The sequence below is a fragment of the Arachidicoccus ginsenosidivorans genome (assembly GCF_007971385.1).
GTDB lineage: Bacteria > Bacteroidota > Bacteroidia > Chitinophagales > Chitinophagaceae > Arachidicoccus > Arachidicoccus ginsenosidivorans.
Genome location: NZ_CP042434.1, coordinates 4,630,640 through 4,651,572 on the forward strand (window position 1 = coordinate 4,630,640; position 20,933 = coordinate 4,651,572).

Sequence of the window (20,933 nt, forward strand, 5' to 3'; positions counted from 1 at the left end):
AGTGTATGTATTTATAATATATTTAAAATAGTAATTAACAGTATGTTGCACTTTGGTATTATTTAGGCTGATTTGGAAGCGTAAAAAATTAGCTATGCTACGAAATTATTTTTTGATTTGGATCAGGAGTTTTAGAAAAGACAGAACAAATGCCTTTATCAGCCTACTAGGTCTTACCGTGGGGCTTACTTGTGTATTGCTGATTATTGGTTATATCCGCTATGAGACCTCCTTTGAATCGGGGTATAGTAATGCGCCAAGGATTTACCAGGTCCTAAATAAATTGACGTTTAAAGCAGAAAGCTATACATCGGCTGCTACGCCCATTGCCTTATCACCTACCCTACAACGAGAAATTCCAGAAATAGAGGCCCAGACTTCTTTAGATGATAAGCAAGTTTCTTTTTTTAAGCATAGTGGAGAGATTCAAAAGGTCCATGTGACCAGTGTGGATAATGATTTTTTCCGCATGTTTGATTTTAAATTTCTATCGGGCAATGCTAAAATGGCCTTTAAACACCCCAATGCATTAGTATTGACGCCCAAAGGCGCCAAAAATCTATTTGGCAAAATACCTGCCCTAGGAACTATATTATATGCTACTGATTCTGTTGCCTATACAGTAACGGGTATCATTCAAAATTTACCAGCAAATACCTTTTTTAGTGCAGGAATCCTGATGAATCATCCACCAGTGACCAAACCCCTGGATTATATGGCGTATAATTCCGGATCGACCTGTATTATGCTGGGTAAGAATAATACAATTCAGCAGGTGAAACAAAAACTGGAAGGCCTGTATACCAAGTATGAATTTGATAACGCTAAGGTTGATTTCATGCCGGTTAAAAATATTCATTTAAGGGCGTCGGGTATCCGGGATTTTCCTGAAAATTACAATATCAGTGATATTAAATACGTATATGTTTATGGGAGCATTGCGCTTTTGATCCTACTTATCGGGTGTTTTAATTTTATCAACCTGACAGTCGCACGCAGCCTGGATAGAGCCAAGGAGATTGGTGTCAGAAAATTATTTGGTGCTAAAAGAAAGCAATTGATCATTCAATTTCTGGGAGAATCATCTATATATTTTGTCGTCGCATTGCCAATAGCGCTTTTGCTGGCCATCTTATGTTGGCATCCATTTAATTACCTATTGAATTTTAAGAGCACTTATTCGTTTTTGTTGAATTACCAGTCGATTTTGTTGTTTACGGGCATTGGTATTATCGCCAGTTTACTTTGCAGTCTCTATCCTGCTCTGTTCTTATCCAGGTTAAACCCGGCGAACACTTTAAAAGGCTCCCTACCAAGTGGATTTCGTTTTAATCTGGGATTAAGAAAGGCGCTAATCATTATCCAGTTCGCGATCTCGATTGTTTTAATCGTGGCCACGCTGGTAGTGCATGCGCAATTAAATTTTCTAAATAATCAAAATTTAGGATTCAATGACCACAATCTGATTGTACTCAATTTTCAGGATTATGGTCAAAAAGAGCGTGCCTTCAAAAATGAATTGCAAACGAATCCAATGATCCTTTCCACATCTATGTCGCGATTAAATGTCGGGAAAACTTATGGATCCACCTTCACGGGACCCAGCCCTAAGGACTCTTCAAAAGGGATACGAGTAGCAACCATTGATGGTGACGCTGATTTTATAAAGACCCTGGATGTACCGGTAATTGAAGGGAAAGCATTTGCAAACAATATGGTGCATACCGCTCATAGTTCATCACTAGATTCTTTGAAGGAAAAAGGACTTAGCCCGACTTATATTTCTAAGGCACTCCTGGAAGCATATGATATAAAAGGAAATCCTGTTGGCAGAGAAGTTAAAGGATTGGGCGCTTATGTCATTGGAGTGATTGACGATTTTAAGGCACTCTCGCTAAAGGAGAAAAATCTTTATGTAACAATCCATATTAATAGCCAACCCTTGCGTTTCGGTTATATGTATATAAAAATTGCAGGCGGTAATACGGCAGCCACCTTACGGTTTATACAAAAGAAATGGAAGACTTTTTTCCTAAAAGCGCCTTTGATTACAGTTTTGTAGATGAACGCATTGCCAAATTATATGACACCGAAACAAGGCTGACTAAGTTGTTTAATATATTTGCTTTATTGGCCATTATGATTACTTGTTCAGGTTTATTTAGCCTGGTCTCCCTTATGGTACGTAAGCGAACCAAAGAAATCGGCATTCGCAAGGTGATGGGTGCCACTGTTTCAAATATTGTTCTACTTATTTCTAAAGAATTTGTCGGACTTGTTATTCTGTCATTTTTTGTGGCAATGCCCTTTGCTTATTATGCACTAAATAGGTGGTTGCAAAATTACGCTTATAAAACTCAATTGAGTTGGTGGTTATTTGCCCTGGCAGGCAGCTTGGCGCTGTTGATTGCTTTTATCAGTATAAGCTTTAAGTCTGTGTCAGCTGCCAAAGCGAACCCAGTAGCTAGTTTAAGAGATGAATAAATGCTTCTTTTGAAAAAGTTTATTTTATAGCGCTGAACTTTGACTATGTTAAGGCACCCCACAAAGAAAATTTGCTTAAATGATATTAATTTTTAAGCACTTTGTGTGTACATGACCCGGTACTGATTAAATTAATAAACCAGGCTTCATTTTTTAATTTAAGTTTTACTATGTTGTTTCAGTAGACCTATTGCTATTAGCTTTGATGGGCAGAAATAATTTGCTTATTTTCCCAATTAATTCTTAAAAATTACAATTAAAACTAATCTATTTAATGAGTAGACTAATGGAAGACTTATACAAGCATTTTCAAAAATAAAATATGGGCCTTGCCCCGGATTTTTAGGGATAGAAAAGTCAACATACCCTCGCCTAGAAGGCGAGGGCTTGCCACTACTGTCGGATAAATCCGACAACGCGACCATGGGCTGATTGACTGCAGCCTAATTCGGCGATGTTTAATGCTGCATTCTTGTCCGCATGGTCACCGTGACCACAGCTGCAGCACACAAATTCGCTTTGAGTTTTCCGGTTTGCTTTTTCAATATGTCCACATTTATGACATCTTTGGGAAGTATAGGCTGGTGGTACCAAAAATACAGGTACTCCGGCCAGCTTAGCCTTATAGATGATAAATTGGCGTAATTGATGAAATGCCCAACCAGAAAACCTGGAACGTTGGCTCTTGCGAACCCTTTGCCGTCTGCGAATACCTGTTAGATCTTCTAACGCTATTGCAGATCCGGTGCGTTTGGCCTCGTCCACTATTCTTTTACTTATAATGTGATTCTCATTCCTTTTAAACCTTTTCTCTTTTCCAGAGTTTTTTTTCAATTTTCTTTTTGCAGAACGCGTCTTCTTTTTTTGAAGACCAGTTCTTTTGGCTTGGTTTTTTTTATGTACCTTTTCAGTCTGCTGGCCATCAAAAGACTCTCCAGTAGACAAAGTCGCTAACTGATTGATGCCCAAATCAACGCCGATCATATTTTCGTGATCTATTAATTCGGGTTCCGGGATATCACAACTGACATTTAAAAAAAAGTGACCGTTACGAAAAAACAAATCTGATTCTCCCTTTTGAAATGCCAACAAATTACGGGCATTATCTCCAACCTCAAATTTCATTACTTGCCTTCCTTCGAGTGTAAGAATGCTTAAACTATCACTGGAGAGATCAAAGCTGATCATACGACAGTCAAATGCTACCGCCCCTTTTAATCTGAAGGTTCTTTGGGTATCGATTGGACCTGTAGCCTTTTTGGCTTTAACCTTGTATGCATCTGCAACCTTACCAATAGCCCGGATGGTCATTTGGGATTTAAGTCCAAAATCCTCCCGTATAGCGTAGTAAGTTAGCTTATGCAACCTTATTCTGTTAAAACACTGGTTATCAAAAGCCACCGCTGATATTTGGTTGCAGGCAAGGTTCATTGCCGTTAATGTTTCCATTAACAGACCAAATTGCTCCCGATCTGGAACTAACTTTATTTGCGCAACAACTACCATATCTTTGACAAAGATAGACAATTATTTTAGTATACACAAATATTTAGCATAAAAAACTACAATTATTTTTCAAGCCAATTCTTGAGCTTAAGCCTCCGCCTAAAGGCGGTGGTTTCAACCCAAGAAAAAGGACAATGAATTAATGGGCAATAAATAAAGGACTTAACTTGACTTAGATCCCATTTATTTTTGGCTGGTAGACCCTGCAAAGTTTTTCAGAAAAAACAGTCATGTTTTATCAGGTTTAAATGATTTTGATGATATTTATACCAGATATTGTCAAATTGAACGGCTTATATGTTTAAATAATCCAATAATTATTGTATTTTTAGGCATACCCTGACTAAAATGAACAACGAACATGAAAACACCAAAAACAGAACTTCCGCGTGAGAGGAGCACGATTGATCCTAAAAACAGTGATCAATTGAAGGTGATTATTTATAATTCTGAAAAATGGCTGGAAATTTTATTTCATAATTTTAGTGGACTTTTAGGTAATATAAACTGGGTTACCAGATTGATGGATCAAAATCTTGAGCAGGACAGTTTACCTGAGAATACTTTCAAAGAATTAAACCTAACCACCCAACATAATATCTATACCCTTAAGGTGATACAAAATTATATTCAGGTTCTAAATGCTTTGGCGGCGCAAAAAGAAGGCACAAACGCAGAAATGGTGATGTTGACTGAATCGATGTTGTTGACTTCCATTCCAAAAATGGGTAAACTGTCTGTTCAGATAAACGGATTGCCAATAAAAGCAACCAGGGTATTTGTAAAAGTATTGTGCTTTTTGTTGAGCAAAGTGGCGGAAGTGCAAACAACATTAACGGAGCCATTGGTTATTTCTATTAAGGAACAGGACGGCGGTCAAATGCTACAAGTTGGCGTCTCAGCAGCGGCCTTTAATTTGGACGAAGATTTTTTAAAAGAAAACGGAAGCATCTCTGCTGCCAGGCTGGGTGAGGATACCAGTAAGTGGGCCACCAAAATGTTTTATGAAATACTGGCGGTTGCGGGAGGAAAGCTGCTTAACAGCAGTTTACAACAAAAAAATACTGTATTGCAAGACCAGGAAAACTGTTTGAAAACAGCAGTGCCTGGCACGCAAATCAGTCAACAGTATTTAGTATTTAGCCTTCCTTACAACCTGGAAATGATTTAAATTAAAATTAGTACATGCAGGAAAGAATATTGGTCGCAGATGACCATGGGATTGTCAGATATGGATTATCAATGATGATCCGTAAACTAAGGCCAGGTGCCCTTGTGGAGGAAGCGCCTGATTATGCAAGAGTGATTGAAATGGCGCAAAAGAGCCCTTATGATTTATATATCTTAGATGTATCTATGCCCAATGGTAGTTTTTTAAATGCATACAATCTACTTAAAAGATTTTCAGGGAGTTGTAAAATACTCATTTTCTCTTCTTTAGATGAGGAGGTGTATGCCATGCGCTATATTGAATCAGGAGCGGATGGTTTTCTAAACAAGCTCGCCTCGGAAGAGGAAATGAAATATGCCCTGGAGAAGATATTTAATAATGGTAAATATGTAAGTGAAGCAGTCAAAGACTCTTTAGTGTTTTATAAAGCCAGCAAGGGCAAATCCAGACCACTGGAGAAGTTATCCAACCGGGAAATTGCCATTGCTAATATGCTGGTAAGTGGTAAAAGTCTAAAAGAGATTTCACAGGAATTACATTTACACGTATCTACTGTTAGTACCTATAAAACCAGAATTTTCGAAAAATTACAAATTCAAAATATACCGGATCTGATTAAGGTGTTAGAGCTAAAAAATTGATAATCATAATTGTAAGCATTTTATTGTCATAATTTTACTACATAATAATTCAACAATATCTACATGTTATTGTTTTCCAACCTTATATTTTTGCACTGGAAATGATTGAATGGAGCATTTCGGTTTGAAAGAACCGATAATCTAGTGCCGGGCGAAGGATATACAATCAACATGAATGTAAATACGCTAGACCCCTCCCAAGCCCGGTACTTTATTATTAAAAAACAAGGGTACAATGATAAAAGGCAGACTCATAAAAATCAGGGTTATGGCTTTATAACGGTTATATTTTTGGTCTTGGCTCTGTCCTGTCTTTCCATCCTGGCTTTTATCAACCAAAGGGATACCGATAAGTTGGCAAAAGCAGTCGGGGATTTGTCAGAAACCCGTTCCAGTATAGACAGAGTTGATGAGGCCATCAGACTGTTATATGCGGCCGAAAATAACTGTAGGTTATATATTTTGCAAAAAGACTCTGTTTTTGCATTGGCTTATCAGCATCAATTGCAGCAGGTATCGGTCATTTTAGACTCATTAACCCGTTCAGATGGAAAGTTCGCGGATAGTGCGCACATGGAAACGCTTATTGCAGATAAAGCGCAGCGTACCAAGCAATATATTCAGGCAAGATTATTACTGGATTCCCTTCTGCAGTTATCTGATAACCAGGTAAATCATCCTCAAAAAGAGGAGAATGAGACCTTTGCTTTCAAAAACCGGCAACCGGCTTCCATGGATACGACCATGGTAAAATCGGTATTGCCAGCTGTTCCAAAAAGAAAATTATTAACTAGACTCAGAGATGCGATAACCAATAAGCAGTATAAGCGTATAAATCAAACGGTTATTATTCAAAAGCGAAGTCTGGATTCGGTTTATCAGATTAGAAAGCAGGATTTAAAAGGTCAAAGCAATGCGCTAATGGCGCAAGCAGCTATGTTTATGGCCTTAAAGTCCAAGGAAAGAGCACTTTTGAGTGCCAATCATAATTTATTGCAGGGATTGCAGAAGATTCTCGCCTCACTGAAGGCTACGATCCTTGAACAACAGCAGCAAAGAAAAGCATTACTGAGTAAAAATGCATTTTCTATCGCCAATGATATTCGCTTTGGTAATACGCTATTAATCGTATTTGGGTTGTTATTGACCCTGATTATCATTTGGATCTTACAGCGCCTTTTCAAAAATAGCAACCAGCTTAAAAGTGCGAAAGAGAAGGCTGAAGAATACGCAAGACTTAAAAGTGAATTTGCAGAGACGATGAGTCATGAGATTCGTACACCACTGCATTCTATAACACGTTTTGCAAACGAGCTTTCCACGGACCATAAATCCGGTGAGCAGTCAGAGGTAATAGATGCTATTAAACTGTCCTCCGGGATGCTTTTATCCGTGGTCAATAATATTTTGGATTATACCAAAATGGAAAAAGGAAAATTTAAATTAGCTGAAATTCCTTTTAATCCCTTACTGGTGATCCGGGAAATACTTTCAGGGTTACGCCTGCAGGCTAAAAGAAAAAATTTACAATTGGAACAGTGTCTGGACAGTGCCTTAAATACGACGCTGATCGGGGATGCATTCCAACTCAGGCAATTACTGATTAATCTACTCAGTAATGCTATAAAATATACGGACAGTGGTTCCATCAGGATCGCCGCTTCCCTGCACAAGAAAAATGCAGAAACCTGCATCATGGCACTGGCGATTAAAGATACCGGTATTGGTATTGACGGACAAATTGAGAGTAAAATGGGCGGCTCTGTTTTTGACGCCTATGTGACAGCGGTTCACAGAAGAGAAATAAAAGAAGGCAGCACTGGACTAGGACTCAGCATCGTAAAAAAGGTTATTGAACTTCATAAAGGAAAAATTGATGTAGAAAGTGTCGTTGGTAAAGGCACCACATTTTATATTGAACTTCCTTATAAATGGGACAGTAGTACAAAAAAGCAACTACAAACAAAAGCTGTACTTGGATCTGTGAACGTTGAGGATGGTACAAGTCAAGTTGTTAATAAAGAGATGGAGACGCCAAAAACTGAGCAACTCCTGCATAAAAACCAAGACCCCATCGCCACAAAAACCGGCCTCAAAGTTTTGGTTGTGGATAATGATTTGCTCAACAGGACTTATTTAGCCATGCTACTGAAGCGAGGTGGCTTTTTGGTCACAGAAGCTGATGGTGGACGGGCGGCGCTTGAAAAATGTGCGAAGCAGGTTTTTGATCTGATCATCACAGATATTTCCATGCCGGATATGGATGGCTATGAACTGGCCAACTTGGTTAGGTCTCATAATAGTGCCAATAGGCAGGTACCCATAATGGGCGTCAGTGGGCAACAGCCACAAATAAGGGGTAATGGCAGTCCTAGTGTAGAGAATTTTAATGGCTGGCTTTTAAAGCCATTTGAACCTAAAGAGTTATTTGATCTGGTCAATGATTTAATCGTTCATATGCCCAGTAACTAATAAAAAGGATATTTTAAACAAACAGCAAAGGGTAAATCAATACATATAAAAAGCACCCTTCAACATTTCCCAAAACAAACAATTAAAAACCTTTAAATCAACAAGAAAGCACCGGATGGGTCTATCCGGCATTTAAGGAGATAAAGTTTAGGCAGAAACCCTACTGCCCAGCTGAGACAGTCGTCCAGTAAGCATTGAACCCTTGCTTTTTGGTCGCCACTGCCCTTCTAAACTATATCCATGACTTAAGGCCTTGCCTGCAGGCGCAGGTGGCCAGCAGCAGTATTAATATACTGGCTGTATGCGGATGCTCTGTGCTTTACTTGTGGCACAATCAACAAAAACAACCACAAAAAAACAACAACAAACAACATGAAAAGAAATTTTACTTCAAGCAAAAAGGCACCCAACTATGGCCGTATCCTGGCCTGGGTGTTGGCGCTGGGTATGGTACTAATGTACTTGAATTCCCAGGCCCAGTTTACCATTAAACAGGATTTTAAGGGTAGCAATGTGGATAATGCAATTATTTTAGGCGGTTCACCTGCCGCCTACCTGACCTCTGGAAAGGAAGATCCGATAGGTGAAGGTTGGCTGCGGGTTACCAAGGCCGCCTATCAACAAAAAGGATATGCGTATATCAACAAAAGTTTCCCGTCATCACTGGGTGTATTTATTGATTTTGAATATACCGCCTGGGCAGATGCCGTGGCTACCTATGGAGGGGCTGATGGTTTTTCCATATACTTATTTGATGCTACCTATGGGCCAGGAAGTTTTCAATTGGGTGGTTATGGCGGTTCACTGGGATATGCCAATTATATAAAGTCCGGGGAGACAACACAGCCTGGATTAAAAGGGGGCTATCTGGGTATTGGTATTGATGAATATGGTAATTTCTCTAACCCGAATGAAGGCAGAAATGGGGGGCCGGGTTTTACACCCAATGCAATTGTCTTAAGGGGGCCAACCACTAGTAATAATAGTACAACAAATAAATATCTGGCTGGCACCACTCTGGGGAAAAATAATGCAGTTGACTATGTGCCTATTGTTAAGAATCGTCCTTCTGCCAGTAAATTTTATCGCCGGATTCAGATTCAGATTGATCCGGTTGCAGGCAACAAATACCATATTCAGGTAAGGTGGGCAACAAGTGTGGGTGGCAGCTTTGCTAAACTTTTGGATTATACCACTACCGATAAGCCACCTGCATTAATGAAAGTCGGCTTTGCAGCCTCTACTGGGCAAGGTTTTAATTATCATGAAATCCGCAATCTTTTTGTTACGACCCCAGGTGGCGTCCGTATAGATAAGCGCGTCAACAAAACAAGTGCCGCTGTTGGAGAGCAACTCAAATATAGTGTGAATGTAACCAATGCGACTACTGCAGATTTAAAGGATTTGATACTGACTGATACACTGCGCGATGCAAAGGGGAATCTGTTACCTGAAGATGCCTATACTTTAGACAGCATCGTATGGAATGATCATGTTAATGCCAAAAATGTGATCACTTCCCAAACGACAGATGGTGCTACTTTTAAAGCGCATCTGAATATGGGGGCCGCAACCTTGGACAACAACACAGAAGCCACGCTGACTGCTTATGTTACTGTGAACAAAAGACCCAGCGGTGGAGCCATCACGAATAGTGCTGCAATAAATCCGGATAATACCGGCATCACTGACGCGGATCTGACCAATAACTATGCAAAGGTCAGCACCCAGATCATTGCAACTGATCTTAGTATTAAGGCTACGCACCAGGATATTTTCTATCAGGGTGATCCTGGCGATCAGATTTATCTGCGTGTAAAAAATAATGGCCCGGATGCGACAGGAACTACCACGACTATTACTGATACACTGCCGGCTGGTCTGAGCTTTGTTGGTTGGGCAGGTAATGGCTGGATCGTTACTGAGAATGGCGGCATTGTGACAGCAGTATATAACGGATCTATTCCTTCTGGAGGGGACTTTCCTGTACTGACTATGAAGGTGCAGGTAGCACCAGACGCTGCCAGCAATCTGGATAATAAAGGGATGGTACGCGTATCTACGGATAACGACAGCTCGAATAATGATTTTAAGGATAATATCTGCATTCAACAGTTTAGCGCGGGCCAAATTGGTCAGGATCAGACTATTCAGGATAAGGGCATACCGTCAGCGTTCACAGAAATAACCGCAGCAAGCACGACAACTGGTGCTAACATAACCCATCAATGGCAAGTGTCGACAGATGGTGTAAACTGGACAAACATAAAAGGTGCAACAGATGCGGGTTATCAGCCCATAGACGAGATAACCAGTACGACTTATTACCGTAGATTGGATAATGCAACCGACAGAAACCAACCTCCCGTCCCTTCTAATGTGATTACCGTCACCGTGAAACAGACTACTTTGGCCATTGATCTGAAAAACTTTGATGGCAGTTATAAAGATGGAATGAATCAGCTGATTTGGGTAACTGCCACTGAGCTTGATAATAAGGGATTTGAGCTCTATCGCAGCACAGACATGGGGGTAACCTGGTCAAAAATCGCGTATATTGCGGGCAAAGGCACCACCACCAATACCAGCACCTATCATTATGAAGAAAAAGTATTACCTGGTGTGAAAGAGACCCAATATAAACTTTCCATTATTGATAATAACGGCAAATCATCCTGGAGTCCTATCGCATCCATAAAAGCCCCGGCTAATACTAGTATTAAATTGTATCCTAACCCAGCGCATGATTATATTTTCATCAGTGGTGTGTCTGGAATTGCTAGTATTTATGACGGTACGGGCAGACAAGTATTGCGTGCGACTATTAATGGAGCTTCGCAGCCTGCAAAAATTGGTATCCAAAATCTGGCTAAAGGAGTATACTTTGTACTGATAGACGGACATCAGTTTAAATTTATCAAAAAATAGGACGCATAATGGGTTTTAAAGCCGGTTTATGTGAACTAAATGCACTAAACTTTGGAATCGACTTTGTTTTGATTTTGGCGTAAAGAGGATCATATTGAATAGATGATCAAAAAAATAGCATCCCTGCAGATTTATTTTCCTGCGGGGATGCTTGTTTTTAAATACGATCGAGTACAGATTGGATTAATATAGTATTGACGCTATGGCCAATAATCCAATAATGCTATCATTTGCAACATGAAAGCTTTTAGGCTTAAACCGAAAAGTTTTTATTAGCTCACCCTTTTGCCTTTTAATAATAATTCCAGGGCATGTTCAAAAGTACCGGCTGCTGTGACCTCTTTTGCATTGACAAAGAAAATTTCGTCAGCATTTTCAATGGTATTGAGTCGGTGAGCAATAATAATCCGGGTTGTCGAACTCGGTAGTTTTTCCAGGATTTCGCTCAGCAACTGTTCTGTTACGGTATCAATGTTAGCCGTTGCTTCATCTAGTATTAATACCTCCGGCTTTCTGATGACAGCCCGTATAAAGGCAATCAATTGTTTTTGTCCGAGGCTGATATCATCTACTGCGCTGCTAAGAGGCGTATCCAGCCCTTTTTCAAAGCGCATCAATAGACCACTGAGTCCCATCTGATCCATGAGCCTGGTCAGCGCCTGATTATCCAGATTTTTGAGGGGTTCATTGCCATATAATATATTATCTCTTAAGGAACCGGAGAATAAGAATGGTTCCTGAAGAATAAAACCTATTTTGGCAGTACGCTGTTCAGGCGTAAAGCTTCTTATATCGCGACCATCGAGTAAAACCTGCCCAGAGGTGGGATCATAAAGCCTGGCGATCAGTGAAGCCGTTGTTGTTTTGCCACCCCAGTAGGGCCAACCAGTGCATAAGTCTTCCCTTTTTGCAGGGAAAAATTAATGTCTTTGAGTACTTTTTTGCCACCAGGGTATTCAAAAAATACATGGTCAAATTCAATAACAGGTGCATTTTTATGAATATCTACGACACCAATATTATTATCTTCGCCAACCGGTAATTGCTGCAAATCAGCTTTAAGCTCAATGATAACAGAGATCCTGTCCCAGGCTGCCATGGCGGTCTGAAAACTAGCCCACAGCGCGGCAAGTTGCCTGAGTGGCTGATAGAAATTCTGTGCATAGGCAATAAAGCTAATTAGTAAACCGATGGTAAACTGCCCGACCGAAATCAGATAAATCCCATAGGTCAGGACAATGAGTTGGGCCAGATTAGAAAATAACGCAAATACCGGAACAAAAATACTGTTGGCCAGACCCGCATGAAGTGCTGCCTTGTAATTTTCCTGATTGGCATTTTTGAAACGTCTTCTAAAATAATCTCTTCTATTAAAAGCAATAATAGTTTTAAAATTATGCAGGCTTTCCTGGATCTCGCCGCTGAGTCCACCAGAGCGGTTCAGGCTGACGGCATTTTTCTTCTTGACCCATGGTGAAACAAGTAATACAAAAAGCAAAATAAAAACACCAGGCACAAGGGTTGCACTACCCAGTTTCAGGTTAATACTTAAAAGAAATATCATGGCGCCGGTCATGGCAAAAACACTGTCTATAAACCGCATAAGGGATTGGGAGAAAAACTGATTGACCTTATCCGTATCATTATTGATGCGGGCGATTAAATCTCCCGATTTATTCTGGTTAAAAAAACTAACCGGCAATGACTGCAATTTTCCAAAAACCTCATTGCGCAAACTATAAAGCATTCGCTGTCCGATGGAGCCCATCACTTCTGTTTGCATGTATTCGGTCCAGGCCCAAATCAGGTATAGTCCAAACAAAATTCCGCAATAAACCATTAATCCGTGATACTGTCCTGTCTGAATATAATGATCGATGGTATAACCAATCAGATAAGGCGTTAGCATGGTGATCCCTGAGTTCAGGATCATGACTAGTAGCGCAATGACCAACTGCTTTTTCTCGGGACGAAGAAACTGCAGCATTTTTTTTAAAGCAGCCTTTGTAGAGCTTTTGGGCGCCAGTTTTAAATCGTAATTCATGTATTAGAAAATTAATAACGTCAATAAATAGTGCATTATACCAACCGAAAATCTTCACTGGCATAATGCCGGGAGGATTTTCAAAGCCAGTCTTACTGGGCAGCTACAGGTTCGTAAGCGTTCAGGCTTTGCTGGGATTGATAAATCTGTACATATTCTGGTGTGGATTGCATGAGCTGCTGATGGGTTCCTTTGGCTACCACCTCCCCTTCCATCAGCAAAACGATTTGTTCATAATCCATGATCGGCTGAAGATTTTGGGTAATAGATACCAGGGTGATGCCAGGATAATTTTTAGCGACATTGTTCCAGATTTTTTGTTCAGTTTGTTTATCCACCCTTGCTGTAAACTCATCGAGTAATAAAATTTTAGGACTTCCGGCAAGGGCTCTTGCCAGCATGACTCTTTGCTTCTGGCCACCTGAAAGACTATCACCCCTTTCTGAGACGATCGTTTCCAGCCCCTCAGGCATCGAGTCTATAAAATCACCCAATTCGGCTGTATCAATGGCCTTTTGCATTTGCTCGGGTGAAACCTCTGCATTAAAGGCAATATTTTCCCGTAAGCTCATATTAAAAATAACGGCGTCCTGGAATACCAGGCCGATTTGCCTAAGTAATACCTCCTGGTCATAATCATCGAGCGGCACACCGTCATATAAAACCTGACCACTATCGGGTTGAATAAGCGTTGTGAGTGCGTACAAAAGTTGGGTCTTGCCAGCTGCTGTCGGTCCAATGATGGCTGTTTTTGAACCCGCTTTGATAGAAATGGATACATCCTTTAGCGCCTTTTTATCACCGTAGGCTAAAACTAAATGCTGAATATCGATATTTCCTACCAGGGTTTTCTCAAAATCGCCGCCTTGCTTTTCGTCCGGGGCGTCCAGGATCTGCAGGATTCTCCCATAGGAGGCAGAGGCCCGGGCGATGATATTGCTCATAAAACCTATAATCAAAATCGGGAAAATCAGAATGGCGATATAACTGTTAAAGGCGGCAAATTCTCCCAGGGTCATAGAACCGGAAATCACAAAATGGCCACCCATGCCAAGGACGATCAGTCTGGCCATATTGGCGGTAAATACAATGACCGGTATCAAAAGCGCAAATAAGCGCAATATGGACAGCCCCAGATTTTTAGCCTCTCCACTGGCCTCTGTAAATTTGTAATATTCGGGCAATTGGGCATTCAGTACCCGAATCAGCGCAGATCCTAAAATAGCTTCACTAATGACCCTGTTGAGCTTATCTAAGATTTCCTGAGATCTTTTGAAAAGCGCTTTTACCTTTTTAAATACCAAAAAGAAAGCGCCTCCAATAATAGGAATGACTAGTAGCACGAGTAAACCGAGTTTCCAGTTGATATTGATCAGCAAAATAGCGGCACCAATAATTAAAACTAAGGAGGATACAATGGAGACAATTGCCTGAGAGACAAAGGTTTTTACGGCGTCTACATCAGAGGTCAGGTTGGTTAATATCTTACTTGGACTAACCGCCTGTATTTGTTTATAGCAATGATGGGAGACTTTGTCTGCCAGTTGTTTTCTTAAATCGCGAGCCACCTTTTCAGAGGCATAGGTCTGTATGATACTTTGCAGGTAACTGAAAACAAAAATACTCACGGTGGCTATTAGAAAAACCGTGAGTATTGAGGATAACTGGTAGGTATGATGGGTAAAACTATCGATACCCTTTTCAATAATTTTGGGTATGACCAGGTTCAGTAAATTGCTGAGCAGGGCAAAAATGAGTAGCCCGGCCAGTAGGCCTTTATAAGGCTTTAATACTTTGAATATATTTGCTTTTGGCTGGCCGTCTTTTCCCCGGCCCCTTGGTGAGGATGTATTCTGTTTCATCGTAGGGGCAAAAATAGTGGAAATGCCCTCTATTTTGTTACAAGTTTTCGATAAAACGGAGCCTTCCATCGGTAAATGTACAAATAGCGGTTTGAAGCCTAGGCTAAACTGTGGCCAAAGCGCCTTGATCCTCAAGGCGTGTTTGCCTCAGTCACCTTTTTGGTTATTAGGGAAAACCAATCAGTCATTCGCTGTTGATTTCTGGAATTAATTACTATATTTGCGTCTCAAATTTTATTATCGTGGCTACAAATACTCAATTTTCGAAGGAAACCTATTTGTATTGGTATGAACTGATGCAATTAATCCGCCAGTTTGAGCTTAAAGCGGAAGAAAAGTATAAAATGGCAGGAAAAATCCGCGGATTTTTCCACGCCTACGTGGGACAGGAAGCAATTGCTGCCGGTTGTATGACAGCAACTCGTCCGGAAGACCCATTTATTACGGCTTACCGTGATCATGGTCTGGGCATGGCCAAAGGGATTACCCCAATGAAGCAATGGCTGAACTCTATGGTAAATCAACTGGTTGTGCGAAGGGTAAAGGCGGAAGTATGCACTTCTTTAGCAAAGAACACCATTTCTTTGGTGGGCACGGCATTGTAGGTGGTCAGATAGGTGTGGGTGCCGGACTGGCTTTCGCTGAGCAATACCGTGGCACAGATAACGTGGTCCTTTGTTTTTTCGGGGATGGTGCTGCCAGACAAGGTGTACTCCATGAAACATTCAACCTGGCGATGCTTTGGAACCTACCGGTTGTATTTATTTGTGAAAACAACCATTATGCCATGGGGACTTCCATCGAAAGAACCTCTAACGTACTGGATATCTATAAATTAGCAGACGGATTTGAAATGCCGGGTGATTCTGTAGATGGTATGAATCCTGAAACAGTGCATGAGGCTGTATCAAGAGCCGTAAAGCGTGCGCGTGAGAAAGGTGGCCCTACCCTTTTAGAAATCAAAACCTATCGTTATAAAGGACACTCTATTTCTGATCCGGGTAAATACCGGACCAAAGAAGAGTTGGAAGAATACAAATCCAAAGATCCGATACTTTTGACCTTGCATACTATTAAAGAAAAGGGGATTGCAACCGATGAGGAAATCGCTGCAATTGACAAACGTATTGAAGATGTCGTGGAAGCTGCTGTGAAATTCGCAGAAGAAAGTCCATTCCCGGATGCCAGCGAAGTGTTAAAAGACGTCTATGCAGATCCCAATTATGAATTTATTGTAGACTAATCTCATATTAAAAATCAAAACAATTTATGGCTTACAATCAGGCAAAAAGCAGTGCAGATCTTACCGCCTTTTGGTATAAAAACCAAAAAACGCTTCTGACCATTGTTGCAATTATTATCATTGCTGTCTTGGGCGTTATTGCTTATAAGGCATTTATCCAGGCACCAAAAGAAGATCGTGCTAATGAGCAATTAGCTGTTGTTCAGGCGCATTTTCAACAGGCGGCGTTTCAGCCAACCTTGGATACTGCAGCTTATAAGGCTGTTTTAAATGGTGCCGGAGATGGCACCGGCGCGCTGGGTATTATCAAGAGCTATGGTGGCACACCTGCAGGCAATCTGGCTAAATATTATGCAGGAGCGGCTTATCTTCATATCGGCGATTTCCAAAATGCAGTAAAATATCTCAAGGACTTCTCCACAGATCAAAAGCAGGTTCAAATGATGGCTTATGGTGCTTTAGGGGATGCTTACAGTGAGCTGAAACAAAATAAGGAGGCAATTAGCAGCTATAAAAAAGCAGCTGCCACTTTTGAAGATGATGCAGTAAACGCTTCAGAATATCTGTTTAGAGCAGGTATGTTAAGTGAACTTGCCGGGCAGAAAAATGATGCCATTGCAATTTATAAAAAATTAAAAGATGAATTTCCAAATACAGTCAAAGGTACACAGGCTGAAAAGTACCTGAACAGGTTGGAAGTTCAGACTACAAACTAATCAACGATATGGCCAGTACTGGAAATAACGTATTGACACAAGGCATCCCTGAATTAGCGGATGCCTTTGTTGTCCTGGTAAAGACTGAGTGGAATGCGCACCTGGTGGACCGGTTGGAACAAGGATGTATCCGGGTTTTGCAGGCAGCCGGCGTTTCTTATAAAACCATTGTCGTACCGGGTGCTGTGGAACTCACTTTTGCTGTAAAGCGCTATGATCAGGTGGCTGCAAAAAAGGCGGATGCCTTTATAACGCTGGGCACGGTTATACAAGGAGGAACGCCCCACTTTGAATATGTCTGCCAGATGGTATCCGATGGGGTGACGGCACTTAATCTCCAATTACCCGTACCTGTCATATTTGGGGTCTTAACCCTTAATAATGAACAGGAAGCCATTGAAAGAACCGGTGGTATTCATGGGCATAAAGGTGAAGAGGCTGCAATTACGGCCCTTAAAATGATCGCAATGAACCGGGCGCTTTGATCGCCTGATCTGGGCAGTGTCTCAAAAGAAAGGATGGAGACCTTATTTTGCCAGACAAGTTTTTGGTAGCTTTGTTATTCTAGCAAGGTTTTTGGTTATATCCCTTTTTTTAGTGCTGGTGATTAAGTCAGATTGCCCACTATTTGAAGATAACCCTTCTATTTTGAATGATATGGATGTTCAATTATTTATTCCCTGTTTTATAGACCAGCTCTATCCTACTGTTGCCTTTAATATGGTGAAAGTATTGGAAAAAGCAGGTTGCCATGTTAAATATAACACGAACCAGACCTGTTGCGGCCAGCCCGCTTTTAATGCAGGCTTTTTCGACGAAGCTAAATCGGTTTGCAAAAAGTTTCTGGATGATTTTAAATCGGATGACTTTATTGTTGCTCCTAGTGCCAGTTGCGTCGGGTTCGTGCGTAATTATTACGGTAAGTTATTTGAAAACTCCTCATTGATACATGATGTAAAGGCTGTTGGTGAACGCATTTTTGAGTTCTCTGATTTTATGGTCAATGTACTGAAAGTGGAGGACGTAGGTGCAACTTTTGAAGGGCGGGCCACCTATCATGATAGCTGTGCCGGTCTCAGGGAATGTCACATTAAGGACGAACCCAGAAAGCTGCTCTCCCATGTAAAAGGGTTGGAACTCGTAGAAATGGAGGACACGACAACTTGTTGCGGTTTTGGAGGTACCTTTGCGGTAAAGTTCAATCCCATCAGTGTGGCCATGGCCGATCAAAAAATCGGCCATGCACTGGACACCAAGGCAGATTATCTGATTTCTACTGACATGAGTTGTCTGATGCATATTGGCGGATGCGCCGGCAAAAAAGGAGTGTCCATTAAAAGCCTGCACCTGGCTGATGTTCTTGCCAGTGGCTGGGATTAATTGGGCTTTTAAATATAATTAGCCAAAAGCGCTATAAACAAAGTTCTGCAAACATAGCACAGTGCATGTGCGGTTGTTTTTTTCACTAAATATTTAGCAAGACAATGGCAAATAATTATTGGCTCGTAAAATCGGAGCCCTTTAAATACAGTTGGCAGCAGTTCAATAAGGACAAGAAGACCTTCTGGGATGGTGTCAGAAATTACCAGGCCCGTAATAACCTCAGATCTATGCAAAAGGGAGATCAGGTTTTTTTCTATCATAGCAATGAGGGTATGGAAATCGTAGGTATTGCCCAGGTGATCCGGGAAGCTTACCCCGATCCTACCATAGATGATGATCGTTGGGTGGCTGTGGATTTAAAGCCCGTAAAGGCTTTAAAGGCGCCTGTTGGTTTAGCCCAGATGAAGGCCGAAAAACGTTTGCAGGATCTGGGGCTGATTCGTCAGGGAAGACTTTCCGTGTGCCCGGTAACTGAGGATGAGTGGGACGTGATTTTAGAATTATCTGAACGCAATGCTGAAGAGGCCAAAACTGAAAAGCCAAAGCCAAAGCCAAAGCCAAAGACAAAGACAAAGCCAAAGACAAAGACAAAGACAAAGTGAGCCTTTGGCAATTGATCCTATAACTAAAGGCATTTGAATGAAGCTGAATGTTTCAAGGCATTCAATAATAAACTTTACATAAATAGCCAGCAGCGAATAACCAAGGGCAACAGGCGAGCTAGCAAAACTAAGAATTTTCAGGGGTTGCTAGCTCGCCTTAAGCGTTGCCTCCATAAAGGTAAGGTGTTTACACATTATTTAGGTGGTTAGCAACAGCCAGGTCAAATGAAAATAAAACAGGTGTTGCAATTTTAAGCTGTATGTTTGGCTTTAGGACCAATGACCATTCAGCATTAGAGCCCGAGCTTAATTCTGAGACCGCCATTGGTCATTTTAATATTTTGATTGAATAAATTATTACTCATCGGTACACTCACAAAAGGTTCGATGGAAAGTGATTTGCTTTTATTGAGCGGTTGTTTAAAACCCAGACTGAAATTGATAAATCCTGCAAAATCCTTCGCCCCTACTTCCTGATCAGGGATTACCTCACGCTTATTCAAATTAGAGGCGATACTTTGCATGGCATCGGGTTTTAGCGCATAACCGGTATTCGCCTCCAGCGCTGAGCTCTGCATTTGAGCAATGGCATATCTGCGTTCAACTTTATCGGAAAGTACTGCCATGGCTGAAACACCCGTACCCACATAAATTTTGGAACTGACCTGATAACGAATTTCTAAAGGTACGTTCAGTCCGGTGAGACTAGCGTCAAGGGCTGTGAGTGTCCTGCCGCTGGAAGCGATACTGGCAAGACTCTGTCCTTGACCAGTGCCGGCATCTTTAGAGCCGGTAAGTTCAGCATAGGATAAACCAGAGGCCAATGAAAGTCGGTTACTGAGTTTATAGCCTACACTGAGGCCGTACCCCATATTTAGTTTTGCACTATTACTCACAGCAGGGACAACCATGACACCCATATGCCACTTGCGGGATGAACCATTATTATCCGCTACGTCAAAATAACCTTTATCGTCAAAATGATCAAAGGCCTGACGATTATTACTTTGATTGCCGGCGCCAGCTACCTTAGCATTGTCAGCCAGGGGCTGTGCACTTGGTTTTATGCGCTGATTAGTGGCTGATAGGGCTGTATTATTTTGCAATACACGGTTATTGCTATTTTGATTTGATGGCGCATTATAAGGACGCTGAGCTGTACTAGCAGCCTTAGGTGCCGTCACCGTAAATACAGGTCCCACCGGGCTTATCTGAAGGCCCGGAACCAGAAGCTGCCTAGGCTGATTAATGGAGGCCAGTGCATTTTCCGCGATCTGCCTGGCGGCCGCCTGGTCGGTGGTGGCAAAATGGTTATTTAGTATAATAACGCCCCTTTGGCCTATGTGGTAAGGATGATTTTGCAGGAGCTTGCCCTCAGATTTTGCATCCTCTTTCAAGTCGTTATTAAACGAGCTGATTGCCAAAGAACCAGCTGGGACAGACCGGTCGCCTTGTGCATCCATATTTGTCTGACCGGAAATCGCTGCTTGAGCTGCCTTTTGCGGCATGATTGGGGTTGGAGTGCTAGCGCTTGGTATGCCTTTTGAACCTTTTGAATCTTTTGCCACCTCATGGCCTTGTTTTGTGGAGCTTGCTACTCCATTGAGGTGCGTTGTCTGGTTCAAGGACATATAGAGCCAACCGGCTCCCACAGCGAGCAGCAAGGCGGCAGCAACAGCCATCCAGGGACGCAGCAGTGTTCGCTGCTTTGTACCAGTTTTCTCTATCCGGGCCGCCGGCTCAGCTGATTGAGCAGCGGATGCTGCGGCTTCATGGCGGACAAACTGCTCCCAGGCGCCTTCTTTGTAAGGTTCCTGATGGGCTCTTAGTTTTTCAGCCAACTGACGGATAATATCATTTTCCTCGTTTTCCATGCTAAGC

At 41.5% G+C, this 20,933-nt stretch carries 15 protein-coding genes and 1 pseudogene; 11 read left to right on the forward strand and 5 right to left on the reverse strand.

The features are described from left to right. Window positions 1-94 precede the first annotated feature (94 nt). Together FSB73_RS18630 and FSB73_RS18635 are read left to right on the forward strand one after the other, a co-directional pair. Window positions 95-2,062: an ABC transporter permease gene (locus FSB73_RS18630; protein WP_146785642.1), complete on the forward strand. Its 1,968-nt coding sequence runs from the start codon at window positions 95-97 to the stop codon at window positions 2,060-2,062. Next, a complete protein-coding gene (locus FSB73_RS18635; protein ID WP_146785645.1) occupies window positions 2,017-2,484 on the forward strand; it encodes an ABC transporter permease in 468 nt (155 codons plus the stop codon). The genes FSB73_RS18630 and FSB73_RS18635 overlap by 46 nt, the downstream gene beginning before the upstream one ends. Window positions 2,485-2,877: 393 nt before the next feature. Here FSB73_RS18635 and FSB73_RS18640 read toward each other — a convergent pair whose 3' ends face one another. Further along, a complete protein-coding gene (locus FSB73_RS18640; protein ID WP_262712661.1) occupies window positions 2,878-3,990 on the reverse strand; it encodes an RNA-guided endonuclease TnpB family protein in 1,113 nt (370 codons plus the stop codon). Between the two features lie 361 nt (window positions 3,991-4,351). Here FSB73_RS18640 and FSB73_RS18645 point away from each other — a divergent pair, with 361 nt between their 5' ends. The 4 genes from FSB73_RS18645 (at window position 4,352) to FSB73_RS18660 (ending at window position 11,202) form a co-directional block, all read left to right on the forward strand. After that, window positions 4,352-5,161 (forward strand): hypothetical protein, encoded by an 810-nt coding sequence (locus FSB73_RS18645; RefSeq protein WP_146785652.1) that lies wholly within the window; start codon window positions 4,352-4,354, stop codon window positions 5,159-5,161. A 14-nt stretch (window positions 5,162-5,175) separates the two neighbouring features. After that, entirely contained in the window at window positions 5,176-5,802 is a 627-nt protein-coding gene (locus FSB73_RS18650) for a response regulator transcription factor (protein ID WP_146785655.1), read from the forward strand. Between the two features lie 105 nt (window positions 5,803-5,907). Further along, complete coding sequence (locus FSB73_RS18655) at window positions 5,908-8,274, forward strand: ATP-binding response regulator (RefSeq protein ID WP_146785658.1); 2,367 nt, start codon at window positions 5,908-5,910, stop codon at window positions 8,272-8,274. Window positions 8,275-8,646: 372 nt separating this feature from the next. Then, a complete protein-coding gene (locus FSB73_RS18660; RefSeq protein ID WP_146785661.1) occupies window positions 8,647-11,202 on the forward strand; it encodes a T9SS type A sorting domain-containing protein in 2,556 nt (851 codons plus the stop codon). A 272-nt stretch (window positions 11,203-11,474) separates the two neighbouring features. Here FSB73_RS18660 and FSB73_RS25580 read toward each other — a convergent pair whose 3' ends face one another. The 3 genes from FSB73_RS25580 to FSB73_RS18670 all read right to left on the reverse strand — a co-directional run bounded on the left by FSB73_RS25580 (window position 11,475) and on the right by FSB73_RS18670 (window position 15,108). After that, window positions 11,475-12,050 carry an ATP-binding cassette domain-containing protein gene (locus FSB73_RS25580; protein WP_225974861.1) on the reverse strand — a complete coding sequence of 192 codons (576 nt, stop codon included), beginning with the start codon at window positions 12,048-12,050 and terminating at the stop codon, window positions 11,475-11,477. After that, window positions 12,047-13,246, reverse strand: coding sequence for an ABC transporter ATP-binding protein (locus tag FSB73_RS18665; RefSeq protein ID WP_225974170.1), 1,200 nt, complete (start codon window positions 13,244-13,246; stop codon window positions 12,047-12,049). The genes FSB73_RS25580 and FSB73_RS18665 overlap by 4 nt, the downstream gene beginning before the upstream one ends. Window positions 13,247-13,338: 92 nt before the next feature. Continuing rightward, entirely contained in the window at window positions 13,339-15,108 is a 1,770-nt protein-coding gene (locus FSB73_RS18670; RefSeq protein ID WP_146785664.1) for an ABC transporter ATP-binding protein, read from the reverse strand. A 344-nt stretch (window positions 15,109-15,452) separates the two neighbouring features. On the opposite strand from FSB73_RS18670, the pseudogene pdhA reads away from it, so the two are divergent. From pdhA to FSB73_RS18695, 5 genes and pseudogenes are all read left to right on the forward strand, one after another. Further along, window positions 15,453-16,351 (forward strand): annotated as a pseudogene (gene pdhA, locus FSB73_RS18675) (pyruvate dehydrogenase (acetyl-transferring) E1 component subunit alpha). A gap of 26 nt (window positions 16,352-16,377) precedes the next feature. After that, window positions 16,378-17,067 carry a tetratricopeptide repeat protein gene (locus FSB73_RS18680; protein ID WP_146785666.1) on the forward strand — a complete coding sequence of 230 codons (690 nt, stop codon included), beginning with the start codon at window positions 16,378-16,380 and terminating at the stop codon, window positions 17,065-17,067. 8 nt (window positions 17,068-17,075) lie between these two features. Continuing rightward, the gene (ribH, locus tag FSB73_RS18685; protein WP_146785669.1) at window positions 17,076-17,552 is read left to right on the forward strand and encodes a 6,7-dimethyl-8-ribityllumazine synthase; all 477 of its coding nucleotides are present in this window, start codon (window positions 17,076-17,078) and stop codon (window positions 17,550-17,552) included. Between the two features lie 118 nt (window positions 17,553-17,670). Then, a complete protein-coding gene (locus FSB73_RS18690) occupies window positions 17,671-18,447 on the forward strand; it encodes a (Fe-S)-binding protein (RefSeq protein ID WP_225974171.1) in 777 nt (258 codons plus the stop codon). Window positions 18,448-18,551: 104 nt separating this feature from the next. Beyond that, window positions 18,552-19,052, forward strand: a complete 501-nt coding sequence (locus FSB73_RS18695; RefSeq protein ID WP_225974172.1) for an EVE domain-containing protein — start codon at window positions 18,552-18,554, stop codon at window positions 19,050-19,052. A gap of 293 nt (window positions 19,053-19,345) precedes the next feature. Here the strand turns inward: FSB73_RS18695 and FSB73_RS18700 are convergent, their stop codons facing one another. Further along, entirely contained in the window at window positions 19,346-20,926 is a 1,581-nt protein-coding gene (locus tag FSB73_RS18700; protein ID WP_146785672.1) for a hypothetical protein, read from the reverse strand. Window positions 20,927-20,933: the final 7 nt, after the last annotated feature.

Bases quoted from the DNA above. Each gene is read 5' to 3' on its own strand.
- FSB73_RS18630 (WP_146785642.1), top strand. From the start codon at position 95: ATGCTACGAAATTATTTTTTGATTTGGATCAGGAGTTTTAGAAAAGAC.
- FSB73_RS18635 (WP_146785645.1), top strand. From the start codon at position 2,017: ATGGAAGACTTTTTTCCTAAAAGCGCCTTTGATTACAGTTTTGTAGAT.
- FSB73_RS18640 (WP_262712661.1), bottom strand. From the start codon at position 3,990: ATGGTAGTTGTTGCGCAAATAAAGTTAGTTCCAGATCGGGAGCAATTT.
- FSB73_RS18645 (WP_146785652.1), top strand. From the start codon at position 4,352: ATGAAAACACCAAAAACAGAACTTCCGCGTGAGAGGAGCACGATTGAT.
- FSB73_RS18650 (WP_146785655.1), top strand. From the start codon at position 5,176: ATGCAGGAAAGAATATTGGTCGCAGATGACCATGGGATTGTCAGATAT.
- FSB73_RS18660 (WP_146785661.1), top strand. From the start codon at position 8,647: ATGAAAAGAAATTTTACTTCAAGCAAAAAGGCACCCAACTATGGCCGT.
- FSB73_RS18665 (WP_225974170.1), bottom strand. From the start codon at position 13,246: ATGAATTACGATTTAAAACTGGCGCCCAAAAGCTCTACAAAGGCTGCT.
- FSB73_RS18670 (WP_146785664.1), bottom strand. From the start codon at position 15,108: ATGAAACAGAATACATCCTCACCAAGGGGCCGGGGAAAAGACGGCCAG.
- FSB73_RS18680 (WP_146785666.1), top strand. From the start codon at position 16,378: ATGGCTTACAATCAGGCAAAAAGCAGTGCAGATCTTACCGCCTTTTGG.
- ribH (WP_146785669.1), top strand. From the start codon at position 17,076: ATGGCCAGTACTGGAAATAACGTATTGACACAAGGCATCCCTGAATTA.
- FSB73_RS18695 (WP_225974172.1), top strand. From the start codon at position 18,552: ATGGCAAATAATTATTGGCTCGTAAAATCGGAGCCCTTTAAATACAGT.
- FSB73_RS18700 (WP_146785672.1), bottom strand. From the start codon at position 20,926: ATGGAAAACGAGGAAAATGATATTATCCGTCAGTTGGCTGAAAAACTA.